Annotated in this window: 24 protein-coding genes; 12 read left to right on the top strand and 12 right to left on the bottom strand. The window is 47.7% G+C overall.

The features are described from left to right. Window positions 1-95: 95 nt before the first annotated feature. On the top strand, window positions 96-2,336 hold the full coding sequence (locus BT127_RS04130) for a helix-turn-helix domain-containing protein (RefSeq protein ID WP_075423763.1): 2,241 nt from the start codon (window positions 96-98) through the stop codon (window positions 2,334-2,336). Between the two features lie 18 nt (window positions 2,337-2,354). Then, on the top strand, window positions 2,355-2,711 hold the full coding sequence (locus BT127_RS04125; RefSeq protein ID WP_075423762.1) for a hypothetical protein: 357 nt from the start codon (window positions 2,355-2,357) through the stop codon (window positions 2,709-2,711). Between the two features lie 86 nt (window positions 2,712-2,797). Here the strand turns inward: BT127_RS04125 and BT127_RS04120 are convergent, their stop codons facing one another. Next, window positions 2,798-3,748, bottom strand: coding sequence for a glycoside hydrolase family 5 protein (locus BT127_RS04120; protein ID WP_075423761.1), 951 nt, complete (start codon window positions 3,746-3,748; stop codon window positions 2,798-2,800). Between the two features lie 283 nt (window positions 3,749-4,031). On the opposite strand from BT127_RS04120, the gene BT127_RS04115 reads away from it, so the two are divergent. Next, window positions 4,032-5,144 carry a dockerin type I repeat-containing protein gene (locus tag BT127_RS04115; protein WP_075423760.1) on the top strand — a complete coding sequence of 371 codons (1,113 nt, stop codon included), beginning with the start codon at window positions 4,032-4,034 and terminating at the stop codon, window positions 5,142-5,144. Window positions 5,145-5,371: 227 nt separating this feature from the next. Here the strand turns inward: BT127_RS04115 and putP are convergent, their stop codons facing one another. Then, window positions 5,372-6,913 (bottom strand): sodium/proline symporter PutP, encoded by a 1,542-nt coding sequence (gene putP / locus BT127_RS04110; RefSeq protein WP_075423759.1) that lies wholly within the window; start codon window positions 6,911-6,913, stop codon window positions 5,372-5,374. Between the two features lie 354 nt (window positions 6,914-7,267). Here putP and iorA point away from each other — a divergent pair, with 354 nt between their 5' ends. The 3 genes from iorA to BT127_RS04095 are packed head-to-tail and all read left to right on the top strand — an operon-like array spanning window position 7,268 to window position 10,898. Continuing rightward, window positions 7,268-9,079, top strand: a complete 1,812-nt coding sequence (gene iorA / locus BT127_RS04105) for an indolepyruvate ferredoxin oxidoreductase subunit alpha (protein WP_075423758.1) — start codon at window positions 7,268-7,270, stop codon at window positions 9,077-9,079. Further along, window positions 9,076-9,648, top strand: a complete 573-nt coding sequence (locus tag BT127_RS04100) for an indolepyruvate oxidoreductase subunit beta (protein ID WP_075423757.1) — start codon at window positions 9,076-9,078, stop codon at window positions 9,646-9,648. The genes iorA and BT127_RS04100 overlap by 4 nt, the downstream gene beginning before the upstream one ends. A gap of 14 nt (window positions 9,649-9,662) precedes the next feature. Then, the gene (locus BT127_RS04095) at window positions 9,663-10,898 is read left to right on the top strand and encodes a phenylacetate--CoA ligase family protein (protein WP_075423756.1); all 1,236 of its coding nucleotides are present in this window, start codon (window positions 9,663-9,665) and stop codon (window positions 10,896-10,898) included. Window positions 10,899-11,158: 260 nt separating this feature from the next. On the opposite strand, the gene BT127_RS04090 is transcribed toward BT127_RS04095, so the two are convergent. The 10 genes from BT127_RS04090 to trpE all read right to left on the bottom strand — a co-directional run bounded on the left by BT127_RS04090 (window position 11,159) and on the right by trpE (window position 19,759). Continuing rightward, window positions 11,159-12,352 (bottom strand): homoserine dehydrogenase, encoded by a 1,194-nt coding sequence (locus BT127_RS04090; protein ID WP_075423755.1) that lies wholly within the window; start codon window positions 12,350-12,352, stop codon window positions 11,159-11,161. Window positions 12,353-12,373: 21 nt separating this feature from the next. Then, window positions 12,374-12,817 (bottom strand): ACT domain-containing protein, encoded by a 444-nt coding sequence (locus tag BT127_RS04085; protein ID WP_075423754.1) that lies wholly within the window; start codon window positions 12,815-12,817, stop codon window positions 12,374-12,376. A gap of 128 nt (window positions 12,818-12,945) precedes the next feature. Then, a complete protein-coding gene (gene trpA / locus BT127_RS04080; protein ID WP_075423753.1) occupies window positions 12,946-13,725 on the bottom strand; it encodes a tryptophan synthase subunit alpha in 780 nt (259 codons plus the stop codon). Beyond that, window positions 13,718-14,908 carry a tryptophan synthase subunit beta gene (trpB, locus tag BT127_RS04075; protein WP_075423752.1) on the bottom strand — a complete coding sequence of 397 codons (1,191 nt, stop codon included), beginning with the start codon at window positions 14,906-14,908 and terminating at the stop codon, window positions 13,718-13,720. The genes trpA and trpB overlap by 8 nt, the downstream gene beginning before the upstream one ends. A 13-nt stretch (window positions 14,909-14,921) precedes the next feature. Continuing rightward, window positions 14,922-15,518 carry a phosphoribosylanthranilate isomerase gene (locus BT127_RS04070; RefSeq protein ID WP_075423751.1) on the bottom strand — a complete coding sequence of 199 codons (597 nt, stop codon included), beginning with the start codon at window positions 15,516-15,518 and terminating at the stop codon, window positions 14,922-14,924. After that, the gene (gene trpC / locus BT127_RS04065) at window positions 15,515-16,297 is read right to left on the bottom strand and encodes an indole-3-glycerol phosphate synthase TrpC (RefSeq protein WP_075423750.1); all 783 of its coding nucleotides are present in this window, start codon (window positions 16,295-16,297) and stop codon (window positions 15,515-15,517) included. Before trpC ends, BT127_RS04070 begins: the two co-directional genes overlap by 4 nt. Window positions 16,298-16,307: 10 nt before the next feature. Further along, complete coding sequence (gene trpD, locus BT127_RS04060) at window positions 16,308-17,327, bottom strand: anthranilate phosphoribosyltransferase (protein ID WP_075423749.1); 1,020 nt, start codon at window positions 17,325-17,327, stop codon at window positions 16,308-16,310. 25 nt (window positions 17,328-17,352) lie between these two features. Then, window positions 17,353-17,607 (bottom strand): chorismate mutase, encoded by a 255-nt coding sequence (locus BT127_RS04055; protein ID WP_318257141.1) that lies wholly within the window; start codon window positions 17,605-17,607, stop codon window positions 17,353-17,355. A 122-nt stretch (window positions 17,608-17,729) separates the two neighbouring features. After that, complete coding sequence (locus BT127_RS04050) at window positions 17,730-18,296, bottom strand: anthranilate synthase component II (RefSeq protein ID WP_075423747.1); 567 nt, start codon at window positions 18,294-18,296, stop codon at window positions 17,730-17,732. Continuing rightward, complete coding sequence (gene trpE / locus BT127_RS04045; protein ID WP_075423746.1) at window positions 18,293-19,759, bottom strand: anthranilate synthase component I; 1,467 nt, start codon at window positions 19,757-19,759, stop codon at window positions 18,293-18,295. Before trpE ends, BT127_RS04050 begins: the two co-directional genes overlap by 4 nt. 849 nt (window positions 19,760-20,608) lie before the next feature. On the opposite strand from trpE, the gene BT127_RS04040 reads away from it, so the two are divergent. The 6 genes from BT127_RS04040 (at window position 20,609) to BT127_RS04015 (ending at window position 25,453) form a co-directional block, all read left to right on the top strand. Beyond that, window positions 20,609-21,829 carry a phosphoglycerate kinase gene (locus BT127_RS04040; protein ID WP_075423745.1) on the top strand — a complete coding sequence of 407 codons (1,221 nt, stop codon included), beginning with the start codon at window positions 20,609-20,611 and terminating at the stop codon, window positions 21,827-21,829. A 63-nt stretch (window positions 21,830-21,892) separates the two neighbouring features. Continuing rightward, the gene (locus BT127_RS04035) at window positions 21,893-22,120 is read left to right on the top strand and encodes a hypothetical protein (protein ID WP_075423744.1); all 228 of its coding nucleotides are present in this window, start codon (window positions 21,893-21,895) and stop codon (window positions 22,118-22,120) included. A gap of 102 nt (window positions 22,121-22,222) precedes the next feature. Beyond that, window positions 22,223-22,999 carry a triose-phosphate isomerase gene (gene tpiA, locus BT127_RS04030; protein WP_075423743.1) on the top strand — a complete coding sequence of 259 codons (777 nt, stop codon included), beginning with the start codon at window positions 22,223-22,225 and terminating at the stop codon, window positions 22,997-22,999. A gap of 19 nt (window positions 23,000-23,018) precedes the next feature. Continuing rightward, window positions 23,019-23,195, top strand: coding sequence for a DUF4177 domain-containing protein (locus BT127_RS04025; protein ID WP_082334887.1), 177 nt, complete (start codon window positions 23,019-23,021; stop codon window positions 23,193-23,195). An 81-nt stretch (window positions 23,196-23,276) separates the two neighbouring features. Next, window positions 23,277-24,797: a 2,3-bisphosphoglycerate-independent phosphoglycerate mutase gene (gpmI, locus tag BT127_RS04020; RefSeq protein ID WP_075423742.1), complete on the top strand. Its 1,521-nt coding sequence runs from the start codon at window positions 23,277-23,279 to the stop codon at window positions 24,795-24,797. Between the two features lie 191 nt (window positions 24,798-24,988). Then, window positions 24,989-25,453, top strand: a complete 465-nt coding sequence (locus tag BT127_RS04015; protein WP_075423741.1) for a GNAT family N-acetyltransferase — start codon at window positions 24,989-24,991, stop codon at window positions 25,451-25,453.

The following is a 25,453-nucleotide window of genomic DNA, read 5'->3' as shown; positions in this document are numbered from 1 at the left end:
TTGACTAATTGAAAATTATATAGTATAATTAAATTAATAGAGATCGGTTCGGATGATAAAATTAGTTATGCAGACATTGTCTTCGGAGGAGTGTTATGGAAAGTATCGGCAGGATCGCACTTGTTCTACCACACGTTTCAAGCGCCTTGGACAGCGACCTTATCAGCGGAGTCTTTTCTTCCGCCAAAAAATACGGTTATGATATCGTTGTAATGACGGGTATCATAAACGCTAAAACGGATTTTTTCTCAAACGGCTATTCGGACGGCCTTGATAATATCTATTCCCTGCTTGATTCTGCCGAACTGGACGGCGTTATCTTTTTTGCAGGCGGATTCAGCAGCGAACAGGTCAAAGAAAACATTTTCCGCAGTATTCAGCGGAGAGCTCTTCCCTGTGTGGTCATCGGCGAAAAAAGAGACGGACTTTCATGTGTTTTCCCCGACCAGAGAGCACAGATGAAGTGCGTTACACGTCACCTCATAGAGCAGCACGGATGCAGGAACATATACTGCATCACGGGTATGGAGGAGGACTATGTATCACTTGAACGCCTTGCAGGCTTCGGAGACGCTATGGATGAAGCAGGTATAGCCTACGACTCCTCATCAGTCTTTTACGGCTATTTCTGTAAGGAGATCCCCCGTCAGATAGGTATCGATATCGCAAAGGGAAAAATCCCTTTTCCCGATGGTATAGTTTGTGCGAGTGATGCTATGGCGGTCTCGCTCTGTCACTCGCTGAAGAAATGCGGTGTTGAAATTCCGGGACAGATAGCCATTGCAGGCTACGGAGGAAGCTGGGAAGCACTTGTTTATACTCCCCGGATAACCACTGCCCTTGCGGATGAACGCGGACTCGGTGCGGAGGCATTTGATATGCTCCTTAAACAGATAGGATATTCCGTAAGCAGGTCCGAACCCGAGGGACCGCAGATACGTATCGGTACGAGCTGCGGATGCTGTGCGGACAGTGTAATGTCCGGAAATGCTGACGACTCTTCCATAAGGAAATTCATGCGTAAGACCTCGGATATCTACACCGAGAGAAGGAATTATATCTCTTCCGACCTTATCGGCAGGATGTCCTCATGCAGCAGTATCGAACGCCTTATGGAGGAAGCGGACAAACTCAGCTATATGCTAATGAACTGGGAATCAATGGATATCTGCCTCTGTACCGACTGGAAGTTCGATATGGACAGTCCACAGACCTACAGGATGAAGGGCTATAGCGATGATATGATACTTGCCCTTTCAAAGACACGTTATTCCACGGGAAAGGTCAGCAGCAGTTTCTCTTCGGATATGATAATACCTGCTATGGACAGAAAACACGAGCCGAGGGTATACGTGCTAACGTCCCTGCACTGCCGGAGACAGATATTCGGTTATATTTGCACATCCTACAAGAAACCGAGGGATATATTTATAGACGAGTATTACGTGAACTGGTGCGATGCGCTTGCAAACGGTATGAACATCATACAGCACAAGATGCATCACGAGTATCTCAGGCAGCAGTTCGAGAGCCTTACAGTTATCGATCCTTCGTCGGGACTCTTCAACAGACGAGGACTTATCGAGAATATTTCCCGATTTTCTGCGATTACTGGCAATAGTCTCATAGCTGTATACGTTCTCGCCTACGTCGACCATAAGGAGCGCAAAGATACTTCTCCCTTATCGGCGATATCCAATGTGCTCAGAGGTACAGGTCCAGATATAATTGCGGCAGTACCCGAAGAAAACGTCATTGTCTGCGCGGAGCGCTGTGAGCGCAGGGCAGGCGAGGCGGAGAGCATCAAGTCTTTCAAAGAGAATCTGAAACGCACTATGGATGACCTGTATAACGGTGCGGTAAAGCCGGATTTTGAACGTATTGCAGTGATTTGCAGGTATCTCGGCAAAAAGGATATAGCGTCCTTTGAGGACACTCTTACTGAGCTTTGCAGCACTGCAAAGGGTAAGGCGATGTCTCTTGCGGCACATTCCGAGGATTACCGTGAAAAGCTGGACAAGATACGCATGAAGTTCATGGAGAACCCTCAGCTGGACTGGAGCATCGATTCAATATCAAAGGACATCGGCATAAGCAGGAGCCATTTACAGCGTCTTTACAAGGAGCAGTTCGGTTCGAGCTGTATGGACGACATAATCAGCGCTCGTCTCAGCCATGCCAAGTGGCTGCTTGTGAATACCGACCTTAAGATAGGTCAGATAGCCGAACAGTGCGGATATTTCAACGAGAGCCACTTCATGCGGCAGTTCAAGAGCAAAATGGGTATAACCGCACTTATGTTCAGGAAGCAGAACTCGGAAAGCAGTCAGCAGTAAACAGAAAGCAGTGAGAAAATGGATATAAAGTACATACACGAACCCACCGACCTCCAGTGCGGACAGGCAGTGCTTGCAATGGTGCTGAATATGCCCGTTGAGGAGGTCTGCCGAGTGCTTGATAACGAACGTGAGACCACTCTCAGGGAAATGAAGGACATGTTCCGCAGCAAGGGGGTAAAGGTCTCGGATAAGCGGGTAGAGGTAAAGGACAGAAGCGAGCTTCCGAAGCTCTGTATGCTGAGCCTTGAAACGCCCAGATGCTGGCACTGGTCCCTTTACTGCGAGGGAGTTTTCTACGATCCGGAACACGGTGTATCCGATGATTTTCCCGTATCCGCAAGGAAGTATTACTGGGAACTTACCATAGAATGAAAAAAGTCCGCCTCGGAGCATTTTCCGCGGCGGACTTTTAAACTATATCATCTTTTTAAACTATATCATCTTTTTAAACTATATCATCATAAGTATTTGAGGAGCTCTGAACGTATACCGTCGTATTTGGGATCGGATATACCGAAGTCCATTTCCTTGTAGTTCCATACGCTTCTTGCGATGTGGTGTTTTTCAAAGACGTTGTTAATGGCTCTGAACCACTTCAGCGAATCCTGTGCGGAAGCGACATCTATCATGCCGTATTCGCCGCAGTAGAGGGAAGTTCCGTCAGCTTCAGCCTTGCTTATTGCAGAGGAGAAAAGCTGCTCGAAATACTCCTCGGATGTACCGCTGTTTTCATAGGACATCCTCTTTTCGGGATCTATCTTTACAGTCCAAGTGGCACCCTGGTGGGTGAAAAGAAGCGGTTCGTAACAATGAAAGTTGTAGACGATGTTCCTGTCGTACGGCTTGTCGAGAAATCGGACCTCTTTCACACCGTTATTGTTGTAGCTTCCCACGAGAATGACCGTATCGGGAGCAAACTTCCTTATCCTTCTTATGCACTCGTTTGAGATAGAGTTCCATTTGTTGATGTAGGACTTGTCCGTAACTTCGTTGAGAAGCTCGAATACAACATTATCGCTGTCATTGCCGAAGCGTCTTGCGAATTCTTCCCAGAGACGATAGAACATCTCCTGATACTTTCTGCTGTCGAAGAAACCGCATTCTGTCTCTCCCTCATCGAAGGAGAAGCCTGCTGTTTTGTGGAGATCGAGAATGACCTTCAATCCGTGCTTTTCGCACTGTGCAACAGCTTTTTCGATGCGTGCGAAACCATTTTCCTTGATAGTTCCGTCGCTGTTCTGGAGGATGTTGTAGTCGATCGGGATCCTGACGTGATCGAAGCCCCATCTTGCTATCTGTTCGATATCGGATGAAGTAATGAAGTTGTCAAGTCTCTCTTTACTATAGTCACATTGTGACATCCAGCCTCCGAGGTTTATGCCTTTGTGGAATCCCTTTGAACGTAGCATATATACCGCCGCCTTCCATTAAATTTTCCCTTGGTAATATTGTATCATCGGAGAGCGGAACTTGTCAACAGAATTTCGTTTTTAGCGTAAAGATTCTGCTATTTTTAATATGTAAGTGATATTTCGGCTCAGGCTGACGGGTTCCCGACGCTTCAAAGTTGAGGAAAGTTCCTGCATTTTCGCTTATATCGCCTTGACTTTAGATGTGGATAGAGTTATAATGGTATATACCGATATATAAATTTAATATCGGATGTGATATGTAATGATGGAGGTATTTAGTATGAAGATCAAAAAACTATTGAGCGTTCTCGCTGCTGTGTCGATACTCAGCACCTGCGGAACAACTATCGCTATGGCTGAGGGAAACGCTGATACTGCGGCAGCTGCTGCGTCGGAAAGTGCAGTTTCACCCATTACTGCGGATATGGTCAGGGGAACATGGACAGGCAGCTTTATGGGATATGACGGAAAAGGCGGCATGGTAGAGAATCCTACTGTCATCAATATCGACGAATGTGACGATGAGGGCAATTTCAGCGGCCTTCTTACCTTTGTTGATACAGAGGATGAAAGCTATTTCTTCGAGGGCAAATGTAATTTTGAAACAGGCGAGTTCACTCTTGAAGGTATCGAATGGAAGATAAACGCAAATAAATATGGTATGTTCCCTTTCAGCGGAAAGATCGATCCCGAAAAAAAGACAATGACAGGTTTCAGAAACAATGATACAAAGAGTTCTTTCAGTTATGAAAAGACTTCGGATAAGTATGACAGCTATTCCATTGATCCTGCACAGATAAAGCGTGAATGGTACGGCGAATATGACGGAATAAACGATGCGACATATGAGGACGGTCAGCTTGTTGACTATACAGCCGTAAGGAGAAATATCATGATATCAATAACTGATATAGCAGATGACGGAACTATCAAGGGCTATGCAAAGTTTACGCCCTCAGATAAAGCGGATCAGAAGTATGATTTGGTGGGAAGCTATTATTTTACAGGCACTATTGACAAGAGATTCGGAAGAATAAAGTTTCAAGGTGATGAATGGATAGGCTATCCTGCTAAAAGCGCTGATGATACGGCCAATTATCAAATGATACCTTTCAGCGGTGCGATATTCGGAAACACGATCGAGGGTATGACAGATTACGGCATCTGGAAAATGGAAAGCACCGATGTCCTTAAGGGCGACCTTAACTTTGATAACAAGCTCGGCGTTGAGGACCTTGTTATACTTGAAAAGTATCTGCTCAACAACGATATGACGTTCAATAAGACTATGTTCAATACAGCAGACATGAACGACGACGAGGCTGTTAATACTTTCGACCTTGTTGCGCTCCGTAAAGCTGTAGTAAATTACAATTTAAACAAGAAGCCATAAAAGACGATGTTTTTATCGGGGGAAACTCTCTGAGCGAGGGTTTCCCTTAATCATTTTCGGAGCCTTACTTTAAATTTTAAGCCTTACAGGGTATTCGTGTTCCTGATTCAGTAATACTATGAGAGAGTACCCTGTAAGGCTTAAAATTTGGGGCAAAAGTCTTTGGAAAAGGGGTTCGGGGGAAGAACCTTTCCTCAGAAAGGTTTTCCCCCGGAAAAAACATATAATCAACTGTTGAGTTCTGCTTTAACTGCGTCGAATTCGTCAGTAATCTCCTTGTCAGGTGCAGGAGTCATGAGAGAAACAACGATGATAGCAACAAGTGCGCAGATAAATGCAGGGAGAAGCTCGTAGATGTCAAGGCTTCCGCCCATAGGTCTTACAGCAAACTTCCATACGAATATCATAACGCCGCCTGTTATAAGACCTGCTATCGCACCGTACTTGTTTGTACGCTTCCAGAAGAGAGAAGTCAGCATAAGCGGACCGAATGTAGCTCCGAATCCTGCCCAGGCGAATGAAACAACACGGAATACCGATGAACTGCTGTCCCAGGCGAGGATAACGCCGAGAACTGCGATAACTATGAGTACTGATCTTGCAGTCAACATAGCTGTTTTTTCGCTGAGCTTTACTCTGAAAACGCCTTTGAGAAGGTTCTCGGAAAGGCTTGAAGAAGCTGCAAGGAGCTGTGAATCGGATGTGGACATGGTACAGGCAAGGATTCCTGCGAATATGAGACCTGCAACAAGTGCGGCAGGGATGCTGTGCTTGCTGAGTATCGTAGCCATTTCAAGAACGACAGTCTCTGATTCTGCTGATGTAGGAAGTGACTTTACGTGTCCCTGAGCAGTAAGAGCGTTACCGATGATACCGATGAAAACTGCAACGCCCATTGCGATAACTACCCATACAGAAGCTATTCTTCTTGAAGTCTTTATCTTGTTCTTGTCATCGATAGCCATGAAGCGGAGCAGGATATGTGGCATACCGAAGTATCCGAGTCCCCATGCAAGAGTTGATACTATGCTGATGAAGCTGAACGGTACGGGCTCGCCTTCCGCAGTACGAGTCTGGGTGAAGTTGAGGTAGTTTGTAAGGCTCTTTGCGTTATCCATAACGTTGTCGAGACCGCCTGCTGTGTAAACGCCGTAAATAACGAGTATAGCGAGTGCGGTAGTCATAACTATGCTCTGGATAAGGTCGGTGAAGCTTGCTGCAAGGAATCCTCCGAGACTGGTGTATAGGATGATGATTATCGCACTGATTATCATTGCGGTGTGGTATTCCCAGCCGAAGAGCTGATTGAAGAGCTTTCCGCAGGCAGAGAATCCCGATGCTGTATACGGTACGAAGAATACCAGTATGATAACAGCGGATATACCCATAAGGATGTGCTTTTCGTCTCTGAAGCGGTTAGAGAAGAAATCGGGTATGGTTATCGAGTTGCGGCATTTCTGGGAATAGACTCTCAGGCGTTTTGCAACAAAGAGCCAGTTCAGGTAAGTACCTGCCGCAAGACCGATGGCAGTCCAGCCGACTTCTGCGGTACCGCAGAGGTAAGCGAGTCCGGGAAGTCCCATAAGCAGGTAGCTGCTCATGTCGGAAGCTTCGGCGCTCATTGCTGATACGAGCGGACCGAGCTTTCTGCCGCCCAGATAGAAGTCATTGACATTGCTGTTCTTTTTTGAATAGACAAAGCCAATGATGACCATCATTGCAAGGTATGCAAGTATGGTAATGAGAATACATATTACAGATCTTGACATAAGATTATCATGATATCTTTGCAGAGAAGCTTATCACAGCAGAAGATATCATATCCTCCTTCCATTTTTATTGCGCAAAAACTGTAAATATCATTATACCATGCTTTTACCGGTTTTACAAGAGTATTTTCACATGTATTTCACTCTTTTATCACCTGACTGTTATGGTGCGGTGACGTTTTGTACTAAAAAAGAACTGCCGTTATGTCGGAATTGTATAAATGCTTTATTATTCATTGACACGAAACGCAAAAAGTAGTAAAATAAAAGGTAGGTTTTCCGATGTCTGATACTGTGCGTATAAGGACGTCGGAATGGATTTTAGTATTATCTTTATGACTGAAGAGGTGCATTATGCATAAGGAATTTTTAATGGGAAATGCAGCCATAGCAAGAGGTGCTATTGCCGCAGGACTTGATCTTATATGCGGTTACCCCGGAACTCCTTCAACGGAGGTCCTCGAGACCACAGCAAAGAACAATAAAGGCGATATATACGTGGAGTGGTCCGTAAACGAAAAGGCAGCAATGGAGCTTGGTGCAGGTGCTGCGTACTGCGGCGCACGTACAATGGTGACCATGAAGCAGGTCGGACTCAACGTTGCAGCCGATCCGCTGATGAGCCTTGCCTACATAGGCGTCAAAGGCGGAATGGTAATAATGGTCGCTGACGATCCCGGACCGATCTCCTCGCAGACCGAACAGGATACGCGTCATTTTGCGGCATTCTCAAAGCTGCCCTGCTTCGATCCTTCATCGGTACAGGAGGCTTACGATATGATACGTGATGCCTTTGCTTACTCGGAGATGTATCATACTCCCGTGCTTTTCAGACCTACCACAAGAGTCTGTCACGGATATGCTTCCATTGATGTAAAGGATCCCGAGGAGTATTACACCCATAAGCCCGAAGGCTTTGAGAAGGATCCTTCAAAGTGGGTAATATTTCCGAAGCTCTCATACAATGCACACAAGAATATAGAAAAGAGGAATATCGAGTTATCCGATGTTTTCTCGGAATACCACCGCAATGCGATAATTCTTCCTGCTGATCCTTCATGCAGAAAGGGAATCGCTTCACACGGTATCAGCTTCACATACGTTTCAGAGGCTATCGTGGACAGAAGCGCTCCGAAGCTTTTCAAGGTCTCAACTCCTTTCCCGTTCCCCGAGAAGGCTGCCGTTGAATTCCTCAAGGATCTGGACGAGGTGCTCTGTATCGAGGAACTCGATCCCGTTATCGAGCGTGAACTTACTTACGTATGCGGAAAATATCACCTTAACACGAAAATACGAGGCAAACTTACTGGCGACGTTCAGACCGCAGGTGAGAATACCTGCGACAGCGTATACTGCTGCATCGCCGAGTTCATGGGCTGGGAAAAGCCTGCGGTAAAGGAAATGGACGCTCCTCCCGAGCTTCCTGTAAGACCTCCCGTACTCTGTGCAGGATGTCCCCACAGAGCTTCATTCTATGCGGTAAAGACTGCGATGAAGGGCAAGAAGTGTGTTTTCTGCGGCGATATCGGCTGCTACACACTCGGTAACGCAATGCCTCTTGATATGGTAGATACATGCCTCTGTATGGGGGCAGGAGTCAATATCACGCAGGGCATCGGAAGAATGGATCCCGGTACCACATGCTTTGCATTCGTGGGAGATTCAACATTCTTTGCATCGGCTATAACAGGTGCGGTAAATGCAGTCTACAATCAGGCGGATATGACTCTCATCGTCCTTGATAACTCCACTACTGCAATGACAGGTCATCAGCCTCATCCCGGTACGGGACGCACCATGATGGGACAGGTAGTCGATAAGGTTAGCATAGAAGCAGTACTCAGGGGAGTAGGACTTAAAACTGTCGAGACAGTCGATCCTCTCGACCTTGAAACTGCCGTTAATACAGTTAAGCGTGTAGCCGAGGAAAAGGGCGTTAAGGCTATCATTTTCAAGTCGCCATGTGCGGTACTCATCAAACCCGAGAAGCCTGCCGTTATTGACGAGGATAAGTGCATAGGCTGCAAGAAGTGTATCAACAGTCTCGGCTGTCCCGGAATAATCATCTCGGGCGGAAAAGTTAAGATAGACAGTTCACTCTGTACAGGCTGCGGACTCTGTTCGCAGGTCTGCCCTGTGGATGCTATAGGAGGTATGGATAAATGACGAATAATATACTTCTCTGCGGAGTCGGAGGACAGGGAATAGTCCTTACCTCAAAGCTCACTGCATCTGCCGCAATGGATAAGGGGTACCACGTTATGAGCGCCGAGACTATCGGTATGGCTCAGAAGGGCGGAAGCGTATTCAGCTTCCTCAGGATAGGAAACGAGATGTACAGTCCTATGTTCGGAAGAAAGCAGGCGGATATCATAATCGCTTTCGAGCCTGCCGAGGCTGTACGTATGCTGCCGTATCTCAGCGACAGCGGATGCGTTATAGTCAACACTCATCCCGTTATGCCTGTTACTGCCGTACTGAAAGAATCCTCATACAACGGCGAGGAAATGATGAACTACCTCAAAGGCTGCGTTAACGACCTCGTTATCGTTGACGGCGCTAAAGCCTGCCGTGACCTCGGTTCACCGAAGGTACTCAATATGGTGATGCTGGGCGCAGCTATAAGAAGCGGATTCCTTCCCTTCACGATCGGTGATGCGGAAAGAGCTATGGAAAAGAACGTTAAACCGCAGTTCGTAGAGCTGAACAAAAAGGCTCTCAATTATATAAGCTGAAAGGAATAAAACTTATGCAGATAACCGATGAACAGATAAAACTGGTCAATGACCGTATCAGAGCACTTGTTGCTGCTGAGAGCTTCTACGGAAAAAAGCTTGAAGAAGCAGGCATAACCGAGATACATTCTGCCGAGGACTTCGCAAACCTGCCCTTCTCGGAAAAAAAGGACCTCCGTGACGCTTACCCTCTGGGACTTATGACAGCTCCCGAGGAGGAGATAGTACGCATACACTCCTCATCAGGTACAACAGGTACTCCCGTTATCATCCCCTATACAGCTAAGGATGTTGACGACTGGGCAATAATGTTCAAGCGCTGCTACGAAACAGCAGGAATCACAAATATGGACAGGATACAGATAACTCCCGGCTACGGTCTTTGGACTGCGGGTATCGGTTTCCAGAACGGCGCAGAAAAACTCGGTGCAATGGTAATTCCTATGGGACCGGGCAACACCGACAAGCAGCTTCAGATGATGCAGGATATGGAGAGCACTGTTATATGTGCAACTTCATCCTATGCGCTCCTCCTTGCCGAGGAGATACAGAAGCGCGGTATCCGTGACAGGATAAAGCTTAAGAAGGGCGTTATCGGTTCGGAGCGCTGGAGCCAGAAAATGCGTGACCGTATCGCAAACGAGCTCGGTATCGAGTTGTATGATATCTACGGACTTACCGAGATATACGGTCCCGGCATCGGTATAAACTGCGAATGCGGTACAGGTATGCACTACTGGGACGACTATATCTACATAGAGATAATCGATCCTGTAACAGGCGAGAATCTCCCCGACGGCGAATACGGCGAGATAGTGATAACCACACTGGTGAAGGAGGGCGCTCCGCTCATCCGCTACAGAACACATGACCTCTCCCGTATCATCCCCGAGAAGTGCAGCTGCGGACGATGCTATCCGAGAATAGATACCATCATGGGACGTACCGACGATATGATGAAGATAAAGGGCGTTAACGTGTTCCCGAGCCAGATTGAGGAGATACTCGGCGGATTCGCGGAGATATCAAGCGAGTATCAGATACGTATCTCGCATCTTGACGGTAAGGACACTATGCGTATCTACGTCGAGACTACAGGAGATTACGATTTCAACGACCTTGCAAAGCGCATTGCTGAAAAGGTCAAGAGCCGCATAGGCTTTACACCGATAGTAAAGGTGGTCGAAGTGGGCGTCCTTCCGAGAAGTACCAAAAAGACCGCAAGAGTTATCGACGAGCGTTATGATTGATATGTATATATAAGTATTTATGTATTTTATTGAGGGGAACTCTCTGAGCGAGGGTTTCCCTTAATCATTTTCGGAGCCTTACTTTAAATTTTAAGCCTTACAGGGTACTCATGTAAACTACCGGTTCGGTTATACTATGAGAGAGTACCCTGTAAGGCTTAAAATTTGGGGCAAAAGTCTTTGGAAAAGGGGTTCGGGGGAAGAACCTTTCCTCAGAAAGGTTTTCCCCCGATAGAAAATATATAATACTTATGTATACGTTAGTCCATAACAGGCATGAAAGCGAGGGCGCCAAGTTCGGCAGCCTTAGCGGAAGCCTCCTTGAAAGAGAGTTCCTTATCGCAGATGAATGAGATGCCTGCGTCGGAAGTATATGCGCCCTCACCGACTGACTTGCAGTCCAGAGGAACACGGAAATACCACTTTGCAGTATACTCGTCTGCGGAAGCGATGAAGCTGTCATCGGAAGCAGGCTCCCAGACCTGTGAGACCTCTGTATCTGTCTGCTTGATAGTCTCGATAACGTCGCCGAGTACGGCACTTGCAGTAGGCAGTTTACCTGCACCGCGTCCGTAGAACATAACCTTGTCGATACCGTCGCCGCTGACCATAACAGCGTTGAAGACGTCGTTTACGCCTGACATTATGTTATCGAATGAAACGAGTGTAGGCATAACAGTCGGGAGTATCTTGCCGTCGGCAGTCTTTCTCACATTTGCAATGAGCTTTATAGCGTAGCCGAGTACTTCAGCGGAGTCTACATCACAGAGTTCAAGCTGAGTGAGTCCCTTTGTGTAAACGCTCTTCGGGTAAACGTGCTTGCCGAAAACGAGAGATGAGATAATGCATATCTTTCTGCATGCGTCATGACCTTCGATATCGGCGGTAGGATCCTTTTCAGCGTAGCCGAGCTCCTGAGCGAGCTTGAGTGCGTCAGCGAAGTCCATTGAATCGTCGTGCATTTTTGCGAGGATGAAGTTTGTTGTACCGTTGAGGATACCTGAAACCTCGGAAATATCATTAGCTGCAAGGCACTTGTGGAGCGGACGGATTATCGGTATAGCACCGCCGACACTTGCCTCGAAGAAGAAGTTGCAGTTATTTGCTTTTGCAGCAGCAAGGAGAATGTCGCCTTTTTCCGCAACGAGCTCCTTGTTTGAAGTTGAAACGCTCTTACCCTTTTCCAGACAAGCCTTAACGAAAGTGAAAGCAGGCTCAACGCCGCCCATACACTCGGCAACAGCAGTTACCTCGTCGTCGTTGACGATATCGTTGAAATCCTTTGTGAACTTGTCCTGATAGGGAGAATCGGGGAAGTCTCTCAGATCGAGGATGTATTTGATATCTATCTCGGTGCCTGCGCGCCTCTCGATACTCTTTTTGTTCTTATAGAAGAGTTCTACGACGCCCGAACCTACGACACCGTGACCTAATACTGCAAATTTAACTGACATAAATGAAAAACCTCCGGGATATTATTCGGCGGAAAGGAGTTTGACCTCCAGAACGCCGTCGAGTTCTGTTATCGAATTAAGGGTATTGAGCTGAGCCTCTGACTGTTCGGTAAGGCGGAGAGAGATATTCACCGCAGCAGCACCGTCAACGGGAATGCTCTGATTGACAGTGAGGATATTAGCATCCAGATCGTGGAGAAACACCAGGACCGATGAAAGAACTCCGGGACTGTCGCTGAGAAGCAGGTACATATTGACTATCCTGCGGTTGAACAGCTCCTCGTATGAGAAAACGCTGTCCTTATACTTGTAATAGGCGCTTCGTGAGATACCGATACGCTTGCAGGCTGATGCAAAGCTTTTTTCTCCGCGCTGAGCCATAAGCTTCTTGACATCAAGTACTTTGGTAAAAACGTCGGGGAGAATATTGGAATCTATAACGATAAGCTGAGATCTGTCGTTCATAATCGTTCACCCTTAATCGAGAAATCGTCCGTCAGTGACGAACAACTGTACATTACTAAATTACTATATCACTTTTCCGAACGTTTGTCAAGAGTATATCAATCTTTTAAAATAATTTAACCAACTTGTCAGTCCACTGACCTGACAGCGTCCTTCATTCTCTTTACGTATTCGCCTACGTATGGAGCTGCATCCCTGCCGTATTTTTCGATGATGCGGATTATTGCCGAACCAACGATAGCGCCGTCTGACAATGAAGCCATTTTTGCAGCCTGTTCAGGTTCCGAGATGCCGAATCCGACTGCACATGGAGTATCGGTGCTCTGACGGATGACCTCTACGATATCGCCGATATTTGTGGTTATCTCGCTTCTAACGCCTGTAACTCCGAGACTTGATACCACGTAGATGAAGCCGTCTGCTTCCTTAGCGATCATAGCAATCCTGTCGGCAGAAGTCGGAGCGATAAGTGAGATAAGGTCGATGCCGTACTGTCTGGCAACGGCTGAAAACTCGTCTTTTTCCTCGAAAGGAAGGTCGGGGAGTATAACTCCGCCTATACCTGTCTCGCAGCAGCGAGCCATGAATCTTTCTGCATCATATGAGAATACCACGTTTGCATAGGTCATGAATACCATAGGTATCTTGACATCTTTGCGAAGCTCTGCAACGAGATCGAATATCTTGTCAGTGGTAACGCCGCCGCTCAGTGCGCGGAGGTTTGCACCCTGTATCACGGGACCTTCTGCGGTAGGATCGGAGAAGGGGATACCAAGTTCGATAAGGTCGGCACCGTTCTCGGCAGCCGCACGTACTATCTTTGCGGTAGTTTCAAGGTCGGGATCACCGCAGGTGATGAATGGAATGAATGCTTTGCCGTTTCTGAAAGCGGATCTGATATTACTCATGGATATCCTCCCCTCTGTAGCGGGCGATGGCAGCACAGTCCTTGTCGCCTCTGCCCGAAACTGTTATGATGATTATCTTGTCCTTGTCCATAGTCGGAGCGAGTTTCATAGCGTATGCTACAGCGTGTGCGGACTCGATAGCGGGGATGATTCCCTCTGTACGTGAAAGGAACTCGAATGCGTTTACAGCTTCATCGTCCGTAACGGGAACGTATTCAGCTCTGCCGATATCGTGGAGGTAAGCGTGTTCGGGACCAACTCCGGGGTAGTCGAGACCTGCGGAGATAGAGTAAACGGGAGCTATCTGACCGTATTCGTCCTGGCAGAAATAGGACTTCATGCCGTGGAAGATGCCTATTCTTCCCGTGTTGACCGTAGCGGCAGTTTCAAAGGTATCTATACCTCGTCCCGCAGCCTCACAGCCGATGAGACGAACTCCCTCGTCGGGGATGAAGTGATAGAAGCTGCCGATAGCGTTCGAGCCGCCGCCTACACAAGCGATAACAGCGTCGGGGAGCCTGCCTTCCTTTTCGAGTATCTGAGCTCTTGATTCCCTTGAGATAACAGCCTGAAAGTCCCTTACGATAGTGGGGAAAGGGTGAGGTCCCATAACGGAACCGAGGCAGTAGTGTGTATCATCGATACGTGAAGTCCACTCACGCATAGCCTCCGAAACGGCGTCCTTAAGGGTAGCGGTACCTGTCTTTACGGGGATGACCTCTGCGCCGAGGAGTCTCATGCGGTAAACGTTGAGAGCCTGACGGATAGTGTCCTCTTCGCCCATGAATACAACGCACTCCATATCGAGAAGTGCAGCGGCAGTAGCAGTTGCAACTCCGTGCTGACCTGCGCCTGTCTCAGCGATAAGACGAGTCTTGCCCATTTTCTTTGCAAGAAGCGCCTGACCGAGAACGTTGTTTATCTTGTGAGAGCCTGTGTGATTGAGGTCCTCTCTTTTGAGGTATATCTTTGCGCCGCCAAGTTCACGGGTGAGCTTTTCGGCGTAGTACAGCAGAGAAGGTCTGCCTGCGTATTCGTTAAGGAGCTGAGTGAGCTCGCGGTTGAAATCGGGATCGTTCTTGTAGTGCTCATAGGCATTTTCAAGCTCGATGATAGCGTTCATGAGAGTTTCGGGGATATACTGTCCGCCGTGAACTCCGAAACGTCCTTTTGATGATGACATATTATCTTTCCTTTCATAGTCTTGCTGCGTTTACGAAAGCGCGCATCTTTTCGGGATCCTTGAACCCGTTTGTTTCCAGCGAGGAGCTTGCATCCACCGCATAGGGAGAGAACTGCTTCACAGCCTCTGCGGTATTTTCGGGAGTAAGTCCGCCTGCAAGGAAGTAGGGACGGGTGATATTCTTTATAAGGGAGTGGTCGAAGGACTCTCCTGTACCTCTGCCCGAATCAAGGAGTATCAGGTCGGCTTCTGAGTACTCAGCCCTTTTGATATCCTCGGGAGTGTTGATGATGAATGCCTGTATCAGGGGAAGGTCTGTAAGCTCACGGAGATGAGCTATGTAGGCGCTGTCCTCGTGACCGTGAAGCTGTATCAGGTCGATGATGTTCCTGCGGGCGAGGTCCGCAATGAAGGAGATACCTGCATCCACGAAAACACCTACGGAAGCGATCCTGTAATCCAGATAGTAGCGGAGCCTTTCGGCAGTATCCGCATCGATACATCTTCTGCTGCCCTCTGCAAAGACGAAGCCTGCGAATTCGGGCAGTATCTCGTTTGCACACTCGATATCACATTCTCTTGTGAGACCGCAGATCTTTACTCTTGTCATGTTACACCTCTCAGTTCTGCCAGCTTTGCGGACTTGTCATCCGCGCGCATCAGCGTTTCTCCGATAAGCACAGCATCTGCGCCTGCCTCACGGAGCAGTTTGATATCTTCGGCGTTCCTTACGCCGCTTTCCGATACAAATATTATATCACATGGAACGAGTTCGCGCAACCTTTGGCTGTTATGGGTATCTACAGAGAAGTCTGAGAGGTTTCTGTTATTGACTCCGATTATCCTTGCCCCCGAAGCTAAAGCAGTCGCTATCTCCTTTTCGTCGTGAGCCTCGACCAGTGCGGAAATGCCCAGAGAATCGCATATCTTTATGTATCTTTCTATCTGTTCACCTTCAAGTATCGAGCATATCAGCAGTACCGCCCTTGCACCGAGGAGCTTTGCCTCGTATATCATGTATTCGTCCACGGTGAAGTCCTTGCGGATGCAGGGGATGCTTACGGCTTCGCTTATCTCGCGGAGGTATCTGTCCTTTCCGAGGAACCACTTCGGTTCGGTGAGAACGGAAATGCAGTCCGCACCTGCCTTTTCGTACTCCTTTGCTATGCGGAGATAGGGGAAGTCCTCGGCGATGATGCCCTTTGAGGGTGAAGCCTTTTTACATTCGCAGATGAAGGAGATGCCGTCCTTTTTCAGAGCCTTTTCAAACTCGAATCCTTCTGCGGGGAGTGACAGAGCCATGCTTTTTATCTCATCTGCGGATATTTTCTCCTTTGCGGCTGTAACACGTTCGTATGCATGCTGTGCAAGCTGGTCAAGTATTGTCATAGTTTTCTCCTTATTTGTTCGAGAGTTCGATGAGCTTTTCGAGTACCCCGAGAGCCTTTCCGCTGTCGATGAGGTCTGCGGCAGTCTTTACGCCTTCTGCCATTGAGTCAGCTTTTCCGCCGACGTATATTGCCGCACCTGCGTTGAGGAGCACTGCATTTCTCTTGTGTCCCTTGATGTCACCGCTGAGGATGCCTCTTGTTATCTCTGCATTTTCCTGTGGAGTACCGCCAAGGAGGTCCTCTTTAGTGCATCTTTCAAAGCCGAACTGCTCGGGAGTTATCTCGTAGTTCTTCATCCAGCCGTCCTTATACTCGCATACTGCGGTAGGTGCCGAGAGGGATATCTCGTCCAGTTTATCCTTGCCGTAGACTACCATGCCCTTCTTTGAACCGAGCTTCATGAGAACTTCCGCAACAGGTTCAAGGAGTATGCTGTCATACACGCCCAAGAGGTGGTATTTCGGATTTGAGGGGTTTGTAAGGGGACCGAGTATGTTGAAAACAGTACGGAATCCCAGTTCTTTTCTGATAGGACCTACGTACTTCATAGAAGTGTGGTACTTCTGAGCGAAGAAGAAGCAGAATCCCACTTCATCAAGGAGCTGACGGCATTTTTCGGGTTCAAGGCTGATGTTCACGCCGAGAGCTTCAAGGCAGTCCGCAGTACCCGACGAGGATGAAGCGGCACGGTTGCCGTGTTTAGCGACGAGTATTCCCGAAGCTGCGATGACCATAGCGGAAGTGGTCGAGATGTTGAAGCTGTGGGCGTTGTCTCCGCCGGTGCCGACTATCTCAAGGAGGTCCATATCGTTCTCGAACTTTGTAGCGGCGTCACGCATAGCAGCGGCACAGCCTGTGATCTCGTCGATCGTTTCAGCCTTTGTGCTTTTGGTGGAGAGCGCCGAGAGAAAAGCGGCGTTCTGTGTGGGAGTTGTCTGACCTGACATTATCTCCGAAATAACTGTATAAGCCTCATCGTATGTGAGGTCCTCTTTATTTACTATCTTTACGATTGCTTCCTTTATCATAATGATTCTCCTTTTAATATTGGCTTCAGTTTTTATATTCTGTCATTTCCATATTGATGAATCCGTTTATCATGTTTCTGTAAACTGTCTCTGCAATTTCGGGAGATGCGCCGTATTTTTCCGCTTTATCACGGACTTTGACGATCACGGCTTCAACTCTGTCGGGAGCTTTTACGGCTTCTTCGCTTTTCTTGAAAGCTGCTGCCTGTCTGACATAATGGTATTTTATGGTATATTCCGTAGGGGCTGCCTTTGGCAGTCCGTAAATGCCAATTATCATTTTCATTGCTCTGCCGAGGATGCCCAAAGGGCGCCCCTACACATCGTTTAATCGTATATGTACCTGCACCAACGGGCGCTCGGAAAGCGCCCCTACACTGCTTTCTGTGCTCTGATCTCTGATTACTGATTTATGAAGTTCTTCAGCATTATGCGTCCGTCGGGAGTCATTATAGACTCTGGGTGGAACTGAACTCCGTAAATGGGGTAGTCCCTGTGCTGTACCGCCATTATCTCGCCGTCATCGGCAACTGCCGTAACGAGGAAGCAGTCGGGGATCGTGGAAGCGTCAGCCGCAAGCGAGTGATACCTTGCAACGGGAGCGCCTTCGTCGATGCCTCTGAAAATGGGACTGTCATTCATGAAGCTGATAACGGACTGCTTGCCGTGCATGAGCTTCTTTGCGTAGGTAACAGTTGCGCCGTAAGCGGCACATATAGCCTGATGACCGAGACAAACTCCGAGAGTTGGTATCCTTTGGCAGACCGTTTGTGCGGCTTCGATGATGATGCCTGCATCCTCGGGACGTCCGGGACCGGGAGAGAGGATTATGCGGTCAGGAGCAAGCTTTTCTATCTCATCAACTGTCATTTCGTCGTTGCGGATAACTTTTATGTCGGGACTTATCTCCCCGATAAGCTGATAAAGGTTGTATGAAAAGCTGTCGTAGTTATCGATAAGAAGTATCATAAGTCAGCCTCCTCTGCGAGTTTAAGTGCGTTTATGACTGCTGCGGCTTTGTTGATGCACTCCTGATACTCTTTTTCGGGTACGGAGTCGGCAACGATTCCTGCGCCGCTTCTGACGAAGACCTTGCCGTTCTTCTTGTATGCGATGCGTATAGCGATACAGGTATCAAGGTTTCCGGTGAAGTCGATGTAACCGATTGCACCGCCGTATATGCCGCGCTTGTTGTTTTCGAGCTCTGCAATGAGCTGACAGGCTCTTATCTTCGGTGCGCCTGAGAGAGTACCTGCGGGGAGAACAGCGCTTACTGCGTCGAGGCCGTCGAATTCGTCCCTTATCTCGCCTCTGACCGTCGAACCGATGTGCATAACATGTGAGTAGCGCTCGATGCTGTGGAGCTTTTCCACCTGTACCGAACCGAATCGGCTTATCTTGCCCAGGTCATTTCTTCCGAGGTCCACGAGCATGTTGTGTTCCGCAAGTTCCTTTTCGTCCTTCAGCAGACCTTCTTCAAGCTCTTTGTCCTCCTGTTCGGTCTTTCCTCTGGGACGGGTGCCTGCAAGGGGGAAGGTGTGGAGAACGCCGTTTTCGAGCTTTACGAGAGTCTCGGGAGAAGCGCCTGCTATCTCCACATCGGTGCCCGAGAAATAGAACATATAGGGTGAAGGGTTGATAGTTCTGAGTACGCGGTAGGTGTTGAGGAGACTGCCCTCGAAGCCTGCGCTGAGGCGGTTCGAGAGAACTATCTGGAAGATATCGCCCTCATGGATATGGTGCTTTGCCTTCTCGACCATTTCGCAGTACTGTTCCTTGTTGAACAGGGGAGTGACTTCCGTGGTAAGGTGTCCCGCAGGTTCCTTCTTTCGTGTGCCGCTGCGGAGGAGGTCAGCCATCTGCTGAAGTTCGAGTTTTGCCTTGTTGTAGCCTGTTTCGGGATCTTCAAGGGACATATTCGCAATGAGGATTATCTTCTGTCTGAAGTTGTCGAAAGCGATGACCTTGTCGAAGAGCATAAGGTCAACGTCCTTGAAGTTTTCCGTATCCTCTGTTTCGATACGGAGCTTTTTTTCTGTATATGCCAGGAAGTCGTATGAGAAATATCCCACGAGACCGCCTGTAAAAGAGGGGAGATAGTCGAATTTGGGACTTCTCCACTTTGAAAGTATCTGTCTTATCTGGATGCTTGGATTCTCTGTCTTCATAGTAAGTCCGCCGATAGTTATGTCGCTTCCGCATGCTGTTATCTGTGTCTTGGGTTCAAAGCCGAGGAATGTATAGCGTCCCCATTTTTCCTTTTCTGCTACCGATTCGAGCATGTAGCAGTGGGTTGAGATGTTTTTCAGGGCAGCTATAGCTTCGATAGGCGTACAGATGTCCGAAAGTATCTCGCAGCTTACGGGAAGGATATCATATTTTCCCTGTGCTGCTATTTCTCTGACTTTGTTGAATTCCGGCTGGAATCTCATAATAATGCACCTCCGTAGTAAAGTGATACACATATGGAAACTTTTAAACGTGTTATTGAGGAAAACCCTTTTGAAAAAGGGTTTTTCCTCAAACTCCTTTCATAAAACTTTCTGCCCCAAATTTTCAGTCTGACAGGGTAGCTCTTCAAGGTATTAATAAAACATGCAGTTTTGTTTTACTACCCTGTCAGTCTGAAAATTTAAAGTAAAGCTTCAGAAGGAAATGGGGAATATCCGTTTTCAGAAAGATCACCCCGATAATACGTATAAAATCTCCTATGCGTATCATTCTCTGTCAGGGCAACAAAAAAGTCCCTGACAGAAATTAAACTTCTGTCAAGGACGAATAATCGATATCCGCGGTACCACCTTGATTCACGGTTCAGAGACCATGCACTTAGCAGGGTACTGTCATACCCCCGATGACTGACGCACATCATACGTCGCAGAATACTCGGGAAGGATTCCCTTTGACTGCGCCCTCGGCGGTCCATTTGCTGAACTGGGATTCCGCCTGACTCGCACCAACGCAGGCTCTCTGTAGGTCCATAAACAGCTTTATCTCCGCTTCAACGGTTTGAAGATTTTTACTGTCTATAGTTTATCACGCTAAAACTATTTTGTCAATAGGTTTTGGAAAAATAAATATTTTATTTTAATAGGCTGCCTTTTCTTTGTACGATGCATCGGGTTAACAGCCTTAAAGCTACGATTTTACAAATTATTCAGAAAAAAATTCCTTAAACACTTGCATTATTTTCTGAAATAGTGTAAAATGTATTTGTATGCTGTTAATTTTATGACAGCGGTTAATATAAGTCAATTTTTAAACGAAAGGATGTCATTATAATGGCAGGATTAAACAAGGTAACTGTAGAAGACATTAACGTTAAGGGTAAAAAGGTACTCGTAAGAGTAGACTTCAATGTACCTATGAAGGACGGCGCTATCACAAACGATAACCGTATCCAGGCTGCTCTTCCTACTATCAATAAGCTGGTAGAGAACGGCGCAAAGGTAGTTCTCTGTTCACACCTCGGCAAGCCGAAGAACGGTCCTGAGGCTAAGTTCTCACTTGCTCCCGCTGCTGCAAGACTCGGCGAGCTCGTAAGCGCTAAGGTAACATTCGCTGCTGACGATACAGTTGTTGGCGAGAACGCTAAGAAGGCTGTTGCTGAAATGAACGACGGCGATATCGTTGTTCTTGAGAATACACGTTTCCGCGGCAATGAAGAAACAAAGAACGGCGAAGAGTTCTCAAAGGAGCTCGCTGACCTCGTTGACGGCGAAGTTTTCGTAATGGACGCTTTCGGTTCTGCTCACCGTGCTCACGCTTCAACAGCAGGCGTTACAAAGTTCGTTAAGGAAACTGCAGTAGGCTATCTCATGCAGAAGGAGATCCAGTATCTCGGAAATGCAGTTGAGGATCCTGAGAGACCTTTCGTTGCTATACTCGGCGGTGCTAAGGTAGCTGACAAGCTCAACGTTATCTCAAACCTCCTCGAGAAGTGCGATACACTCATCATCGGCGGCGGTATGGCTTATACATTCATCAAGGCACAGGGCGGCAGCATCGGTAAGTCACTCGTTGATGATGAGAAGCTCGATTACTGCAAGGAGATGCTCGCAAAGGCTGAGAAGCTCGGTAAGAAGATCCTTCTCCCTGTTGATACAGCTATCGCTGCTTCATTCCCTGATCCGATCGACGCTGAGATCTCTGTTGACTACGTTGACGCTGACAAGATCCCTGCTGACAAGATGGGACTTGATATCGGACCTAAGACAGCTGCTATCTTCGCAGAGGCTGCTAAGAACGCTAAGACTGTTGTTTGGAACGGACCTATGGGCGTTTTCGAGAACCCAACTCTTAAGAAGGGTACAGTAGCAGTTTGTGAGGCTCTTGCTCAGGCAGACGCTACAACTATCATCGGCGGCGGCGATTCAGCTACAGCTGCTATCCAGCTCGGCTTCGCTGACAAGATGAGCCACATCTCAACAGGCGGCGGCGCTTCACTTGAATACCTCGAAGGCAAGGTACTTCCGGGCGTTGCAGCTATCGCAGAAAAGTAATTGATTCATAATAGGGCGGATAGAAATATTCGCCCTTATTGCAATAAATGAGGTGTATCATTTATGAAAAAGATTAGTTTTACAGACCAGATAAGAGAAAACAGTGTTGCAGTATGGCTTCTTGCAGCTTGCAGCCTGCTTTTGGGAATTATTATCGGTTTCTGCTTTGCACCGATAAAGAAGGGCATGCGTATCGCAAGCAACAACCACATCGTCAACAGGGAATCACTCGGCTATGACGATGATGATGATGACGACGATTATGACGATGAGGACGTTGTCCACTTCTGATCGCCACTGAAATACTGACTGCGGAACGCCCCTGACGGTGTTCCATACGATATAAAAAAGAACGTAAGTTAATGGCTTACGGCTAAAAAGGAGTAATAAACCATGAACAAGAATTTAAGAAAAGCAATTATTGCAGGTAACTGGAAGATGAACAAGACTCGTCCCGAGGCTAAGGCACTTCTCGAGGCTATCAAGCCTCTCGTAGCTAACGCAGAGGGCAAGATCGAGGTCATCGCTTGCGTACCTTTCACAAACCTCGAAACAGCTATCAACACAACAGAAGGCAGCAACGTAAAGATCGGTGCTGAGAACGTTCATTTTGAAAAGAGCGGCGCTTTCACAGGCGAGATCTCTGCTGACATGCTCACAGAGCTCGGTGTTGAGTACGTTGTTATCGGTCACAGCGAGAGAAGACAGTACTTCGGCGAGACTGACGAGACAGTTAACAAGAGAACTGTTGCAGCTCTCGAGGCAGGCCTCAAGCCTATCGTTTGCGTTGGTGAGCTCAAGTGGGAGCGTGAGTGCAACATCACTGAGGAAGTTATCGCTCGTCAGATCAAGCTCGACCTCTGGTCACTTACAGCTGAGCAGATTAAGAACGTTGTTATCGCTTACGAGCCTGTATGGGCTATCGGTACAGGTCTTACAGCTACTCCCGATCAGGCTGAGGAAGTTTGCGGATTCATCCGTGCACAGCTCGCTAAGCTCTACGATCAGGCAACTGCTGACGCTGTAACAATCCAGTACGGCGGTTCAATGAACGCTAAGAACGCTGCTGAGCTCCTTGCTAAGCCAAACATCGACGGCGGTCTCATCGGCGGTGCTTCACTTAAGGCTGAGGACTTCAACGTTATCGTACAGGCTGCTGTAAACGGTTGATATCAAAAGCGAGGATACTATGAAATACGAATACAAGGTAGATTCATTCGGATGCACTTTTTCTTCGAGAACCAAATTCAATACTCAGTTACAGGAACTGCTGAACAAATATGCAGAGGAAGGATGGATGCTCCATTCTTTTAAGGTATCTTTAGGAGATACCTGTATCGTAGTATTTTACAGAGAAGTTGTTTGATATAACTTCAGATACCCATAAAAGGGCGGAGTATTCCGCCCTTTATCTGAAATGGCAATGTTTATTGAAAGGATAATTAATATGTCAAAAAAACCCGTAGCACTTATTATCATGGACGGATTCGGCTACAACCCCGATACATACGGCAACGCTATTGCCGCAGCAAAGAAGCCTAATCTTGACAAATACATGGCTGAGTGGTCAAACACCATCATCGGCGCAAGCGGACTTGATGTAGGTCTTCCTGACGGACAGATGGGAAACAGCGAGGTAGGTCACACAAATATCGGTGCAGGCCGTATCGTATACCAGATGCTCGTTAAGATATCAAAGGACATCAAGGACGGTACCTTCTTCAACAACAAGGCTATCCTCGGCGCAATGGAGAACTGCAAGGCTAAGGGAAGCGCTCTCCACCTTATGGGACTTCTCTCACCGGGCGGCGTTCACAGCCACATGGAGCACCTTTACGGTATCGTTGAAATGGCTAAGAAGAACGGTCTCGACAAGGTTTACATCCACGCATTCCTCGACGGTCGTGACGTTCCCCCTTCATCTGCTGCAGAGTACATGGAAGAGGCAGTTGCAGAGCTCAAAAAGATAGGTCTCGGCAAGGTAGCTACTATTTCGGGACGTTTCTACGCTATGGACAGAGACAACGCCTGGGACAGAGTTGAAAAGGCTTATGCTGCACTCGTTTACGGCGAGGGCGTTAAGGAGTCCGATCCTGTTCAGGCAATAAAGAACTCTTACGCTAACGAGGTAACTGACGAGTTCATGCTTCCTACAGTTATCGAGGGCGGCGACACTATCAAGGCTGATGACAGCGTTGTATTCTTCAACTTCCGTCCTGACAGAGCAAGACAGATAACACGTTCATTCGTTGATCCCGAGTTCAGCGGCTTCGAGAGAAAGAACGGTTTCTTCCCTGTAAACTTTGTTTGCATGGCTCAGTACGATGCTACAATGCCAAACGTATCAGTTGCATATCCGCCTGAGCAGCTCACAATGACTATGGGCGAGTACCTTGCTAAGCTCGGCAAGACACAGCTCCGTATCGCTGAGACTCAGAAGTACGCTCACGTTACATTCTTCTTCAACGGCGGCGAGGAGAAGCAGTTCGAGGGCGAGGACCGTATCCTTATCAAGTCACCTGACGTTCCTACATTCGACCTTAAGCCCGAAATGAGCGCTTACGAGGTTTGCGATGCAGTTTGCAAGGCTATCGACGAGGACAAGTACGATGTTATCATCCTCAACTACGCTAACTGCGACATGGTAGGTCATACAGGTATCTTCGATGCAGCTGTAAAGGCTGTTGAAGCTACAGACGAGTGCGTTGGCCGCATGGTAGATGCTATACTCGCAAAGGGCGGCGCTGCACTTATCACTGCCGATCACGGTAACGCTGACAAGATGATGGAGCCCGACGGAAGCCCGTTCACAGCTCACACCACAAACCCTGTACCTCTTATTGCTGTAGGCGTTGACGCTAAGCTTGCAGAGGGCGGCGTACTTGCAGACCTTGCACCTACAATGCTCGATATCATGGGAGTACCTCAGCCTGCTGAAATGACAGGTAAGTCACTCCTCATCAAGTGATCTTAAAAAAGAAATCAGAGATCAGAAAGCAGTGTATGGGGCGTCCTCCGCGCCGTCCCACACAGTAAGCAGAAATCAGAAATCAGAATAAGGCCGGCAGCTTTATTTTGTAGGGGCCGCCTTTGGCGGTCCTCTGATTTTTATGACTATATGTTCACGGAGTTGCTTCGGCATCTGTCGTTTTATAAAATATGGATAGAAATTTTATTATAACCGAATTCGACACGAGCCTTGGATCCCGCTTGTTTGCGTTTCTGGAGAAGTGTCTGCCCGAATCGGGACGTATCCTCGATCTGAACGGCCGACACAGCTTCTACAAGGATATACCCGGACATTTCGACGGATTCTGGTGTATGAAACACAATGATGATATTATCGGAACTGTTGCTGTAAGGCGGATGAACGATAAGGACTGCGAACTGAAATCCCTGTACCTTCTGGAGAAATACCACGGCATGGGACTTGGCAGAAAACTGCTGGAAACTGCTATAGAAAATGCAAGGAAGCTCGGATACAAAAAAATATACCTTCATTCGCTTTCCACCAGCAAACGTGCAGTAAAGCTGTACCGTGCGGCAGGATTCAAAGATACGGAAAAGTACAACGACAGCATCTTTTCAGATGTATTCATGGTTCTGGAATTAAGGAGAGGATAG

The sequence above is a fragment of the Ruminococcus sp. XPD3002 genome, from assembly GCA_900119535.1.
GTDB classification, from domain to species: domain Bacteria; phylum Bacillota; class Clostridia; order Oscillospirales; family Ruminococcaceae; genus Ruminococcus; species Ruminococcus flavefaciens_H.
This window is presented reverse-complemented; position numbering and strand designations above follow the sequence as displayed.

Excerpts from the sequence above, each read along its gene's own strand:
- BT127_RS04130 (WP_075423763.1), top strand. The coding sequence starts at position 96 with ATGGAAAGTATCGGCAGGATCGCACTTGTTCTACCACACGTTTCAAGC.
- BT127_RS04125 (WP_075423762.1), top strand. The coding sequence starts at position 2,355 with ATGGATATAAAGTACATACACGAACCCACCGACCTCCAGTGCGGACAG.
- BT127_RS04120 (WP_075423761.1), bottom strand. The coding sequence starts at position 3,748 with ATGCTACGTTCAAAGGGATTCCACAAAGGCATAAACCTCGGAGGCTGG.
- BT127_RS04115 (WP_075423760.1), top strand. The coding sequence starts at position 4,032 with ATGAAGATCAAAAAACTATTGAGCGTTCTCGCTGCTGTGTCGATACTC.
- putP (WP_075423759.1), bottom strand. The coding sequence starts at position 6,913 with ATGTCAAGATCTGTAATATGTATTCTCATTACCATACTTGCATACCTT.
- iorA (WP_075423758.1), top strand. The coding sequence starts at position 7,268 with ATGCATAAGGAATTTTTAATGGGAAATGCAGCCATAGCAAGAGGTGCT.
- BT127_RS04100 (WP_075423757.1), top strand. The coding sequence starts at position 9,076 with ATGACGAATAATATACTTCTCTGCGGAGTCGGAGGACAGGGAATAGTC.
- BT127_RS04095 (WP_075423756.1), top strand. The coding sequence starts at position 9,663 with ATGCAGATAACCGATGAACAGATAAAACTGGTCAATGACCGTATCAGA.
- BT127_RS04090 (WP_075423755.1), bottom strand. The coding sequence starts at position 12,352 with ATGTCAGTTAAATTTGCAGTATTAGGTCACGGTGTCGTAGGTTCGGGC.
- BT127_RS04085 (WP_075423754.1), bottom strand. The coding sequence starts at position 12,817 with ATGAACGACAGATCTCAGCTTATCGTTATAGATTCCAATATTCTCCCC.
- trpA (WP_075423753.1), bottom strand. The coding sequence starts at position 13,725 with ATGAGTAATATCAGATCCGCTTTCAGAAACGGCAAAGCATTCATTCCA.
- trpB (WP_075423752.1), bottom strand. The coding sequence starts at position 14,908 with ATGTCATCATCAAAAGGACGTTTCGGAGTTCACGGCGGACAGTATATC.
- BT127_RS04070 (WP_075423751.1), bottom strand. The coding sequence starts at position 15,518 with ATGACAAGAGTAAAGATCTGCGGTCTCACAAGAGAATGTGATATCGAG.
- trpC (WP_075423750.1), bottom strand. The coding sequence starts at position 16,297 with ATGACAATACTTGACCAGCTTGCACAGCATGCATACGAACGTGTTACA.
- trpD (WP_075423749.1), bottom strand. The coding sequence starts at position 17,327 with ATGATAAAGGAAGCAATCGTAAAGATAGTAAATAAAGAGGACCTCACA.
- BT127_RS04055 (WP_318257141.1), bottom strand. The coding sequence starts at position 17,607 with ATGATAATTGGCATTTACGGACTGCCAAAGGCAGCCCCTACGGAATAT.
- BT127_RS04050 (WP_075423747.1), bottom strand. The coding sequence starts at position 18,296 with ATGATACTTCTTATCGATAACTACGACAGCTTTTCATACAACCTTTAT.
- trpE (WP_075423746.1), bottom strand. The coding sequence starts at position 19,759 with ATGAGATTCCAGCCGGAATTCAACAAAGTCAGAGAAATAGCAGCACAG.
- BT127_RS04040 (WP_075423745.1), top strand. The coding sequence starts at position 20,609 with ATGGCAGGATTAAACAAGGTAACTGTAGAAGACATTAACGTTAAGGGT.
- BT127_RS04035 (WP_075423744.1), top strand. The coding sequence starts at position 21,893 with ATGAAAAAGATTAGTTTTACAGACCAGATAAGAGAAAACAGTGTTGCA.
- tpiA (WP_075423743.1), top strand. The coding sequence starts at position 22,223 with ATGAACAAGAATTTAAGAAAAGCAATTATTGCAGGTAACTGGAAGATG.
- BT127_RS04025 (WP_082334887.1), top strand. The coding sequence starts at position 23,019 with ATGAAATACGAATACAAGGTAGATTCATTCGGATGCACTTTTTCTTCG.
- gpmI (WP_075423742.1), top strand. The coding sequence starts at position 23,277 with ATGTCAAAAAAACCCGTAGCACTTATTATCATGGACGGATTCGGCTAC.
- BT127_RS04015 (WP_075423741.1), top strand. The coding sequence starts at position 24,989 with ATGGATAGAAATTTTATTATAACCGAATTCGACACGAGCCTTGGATCC.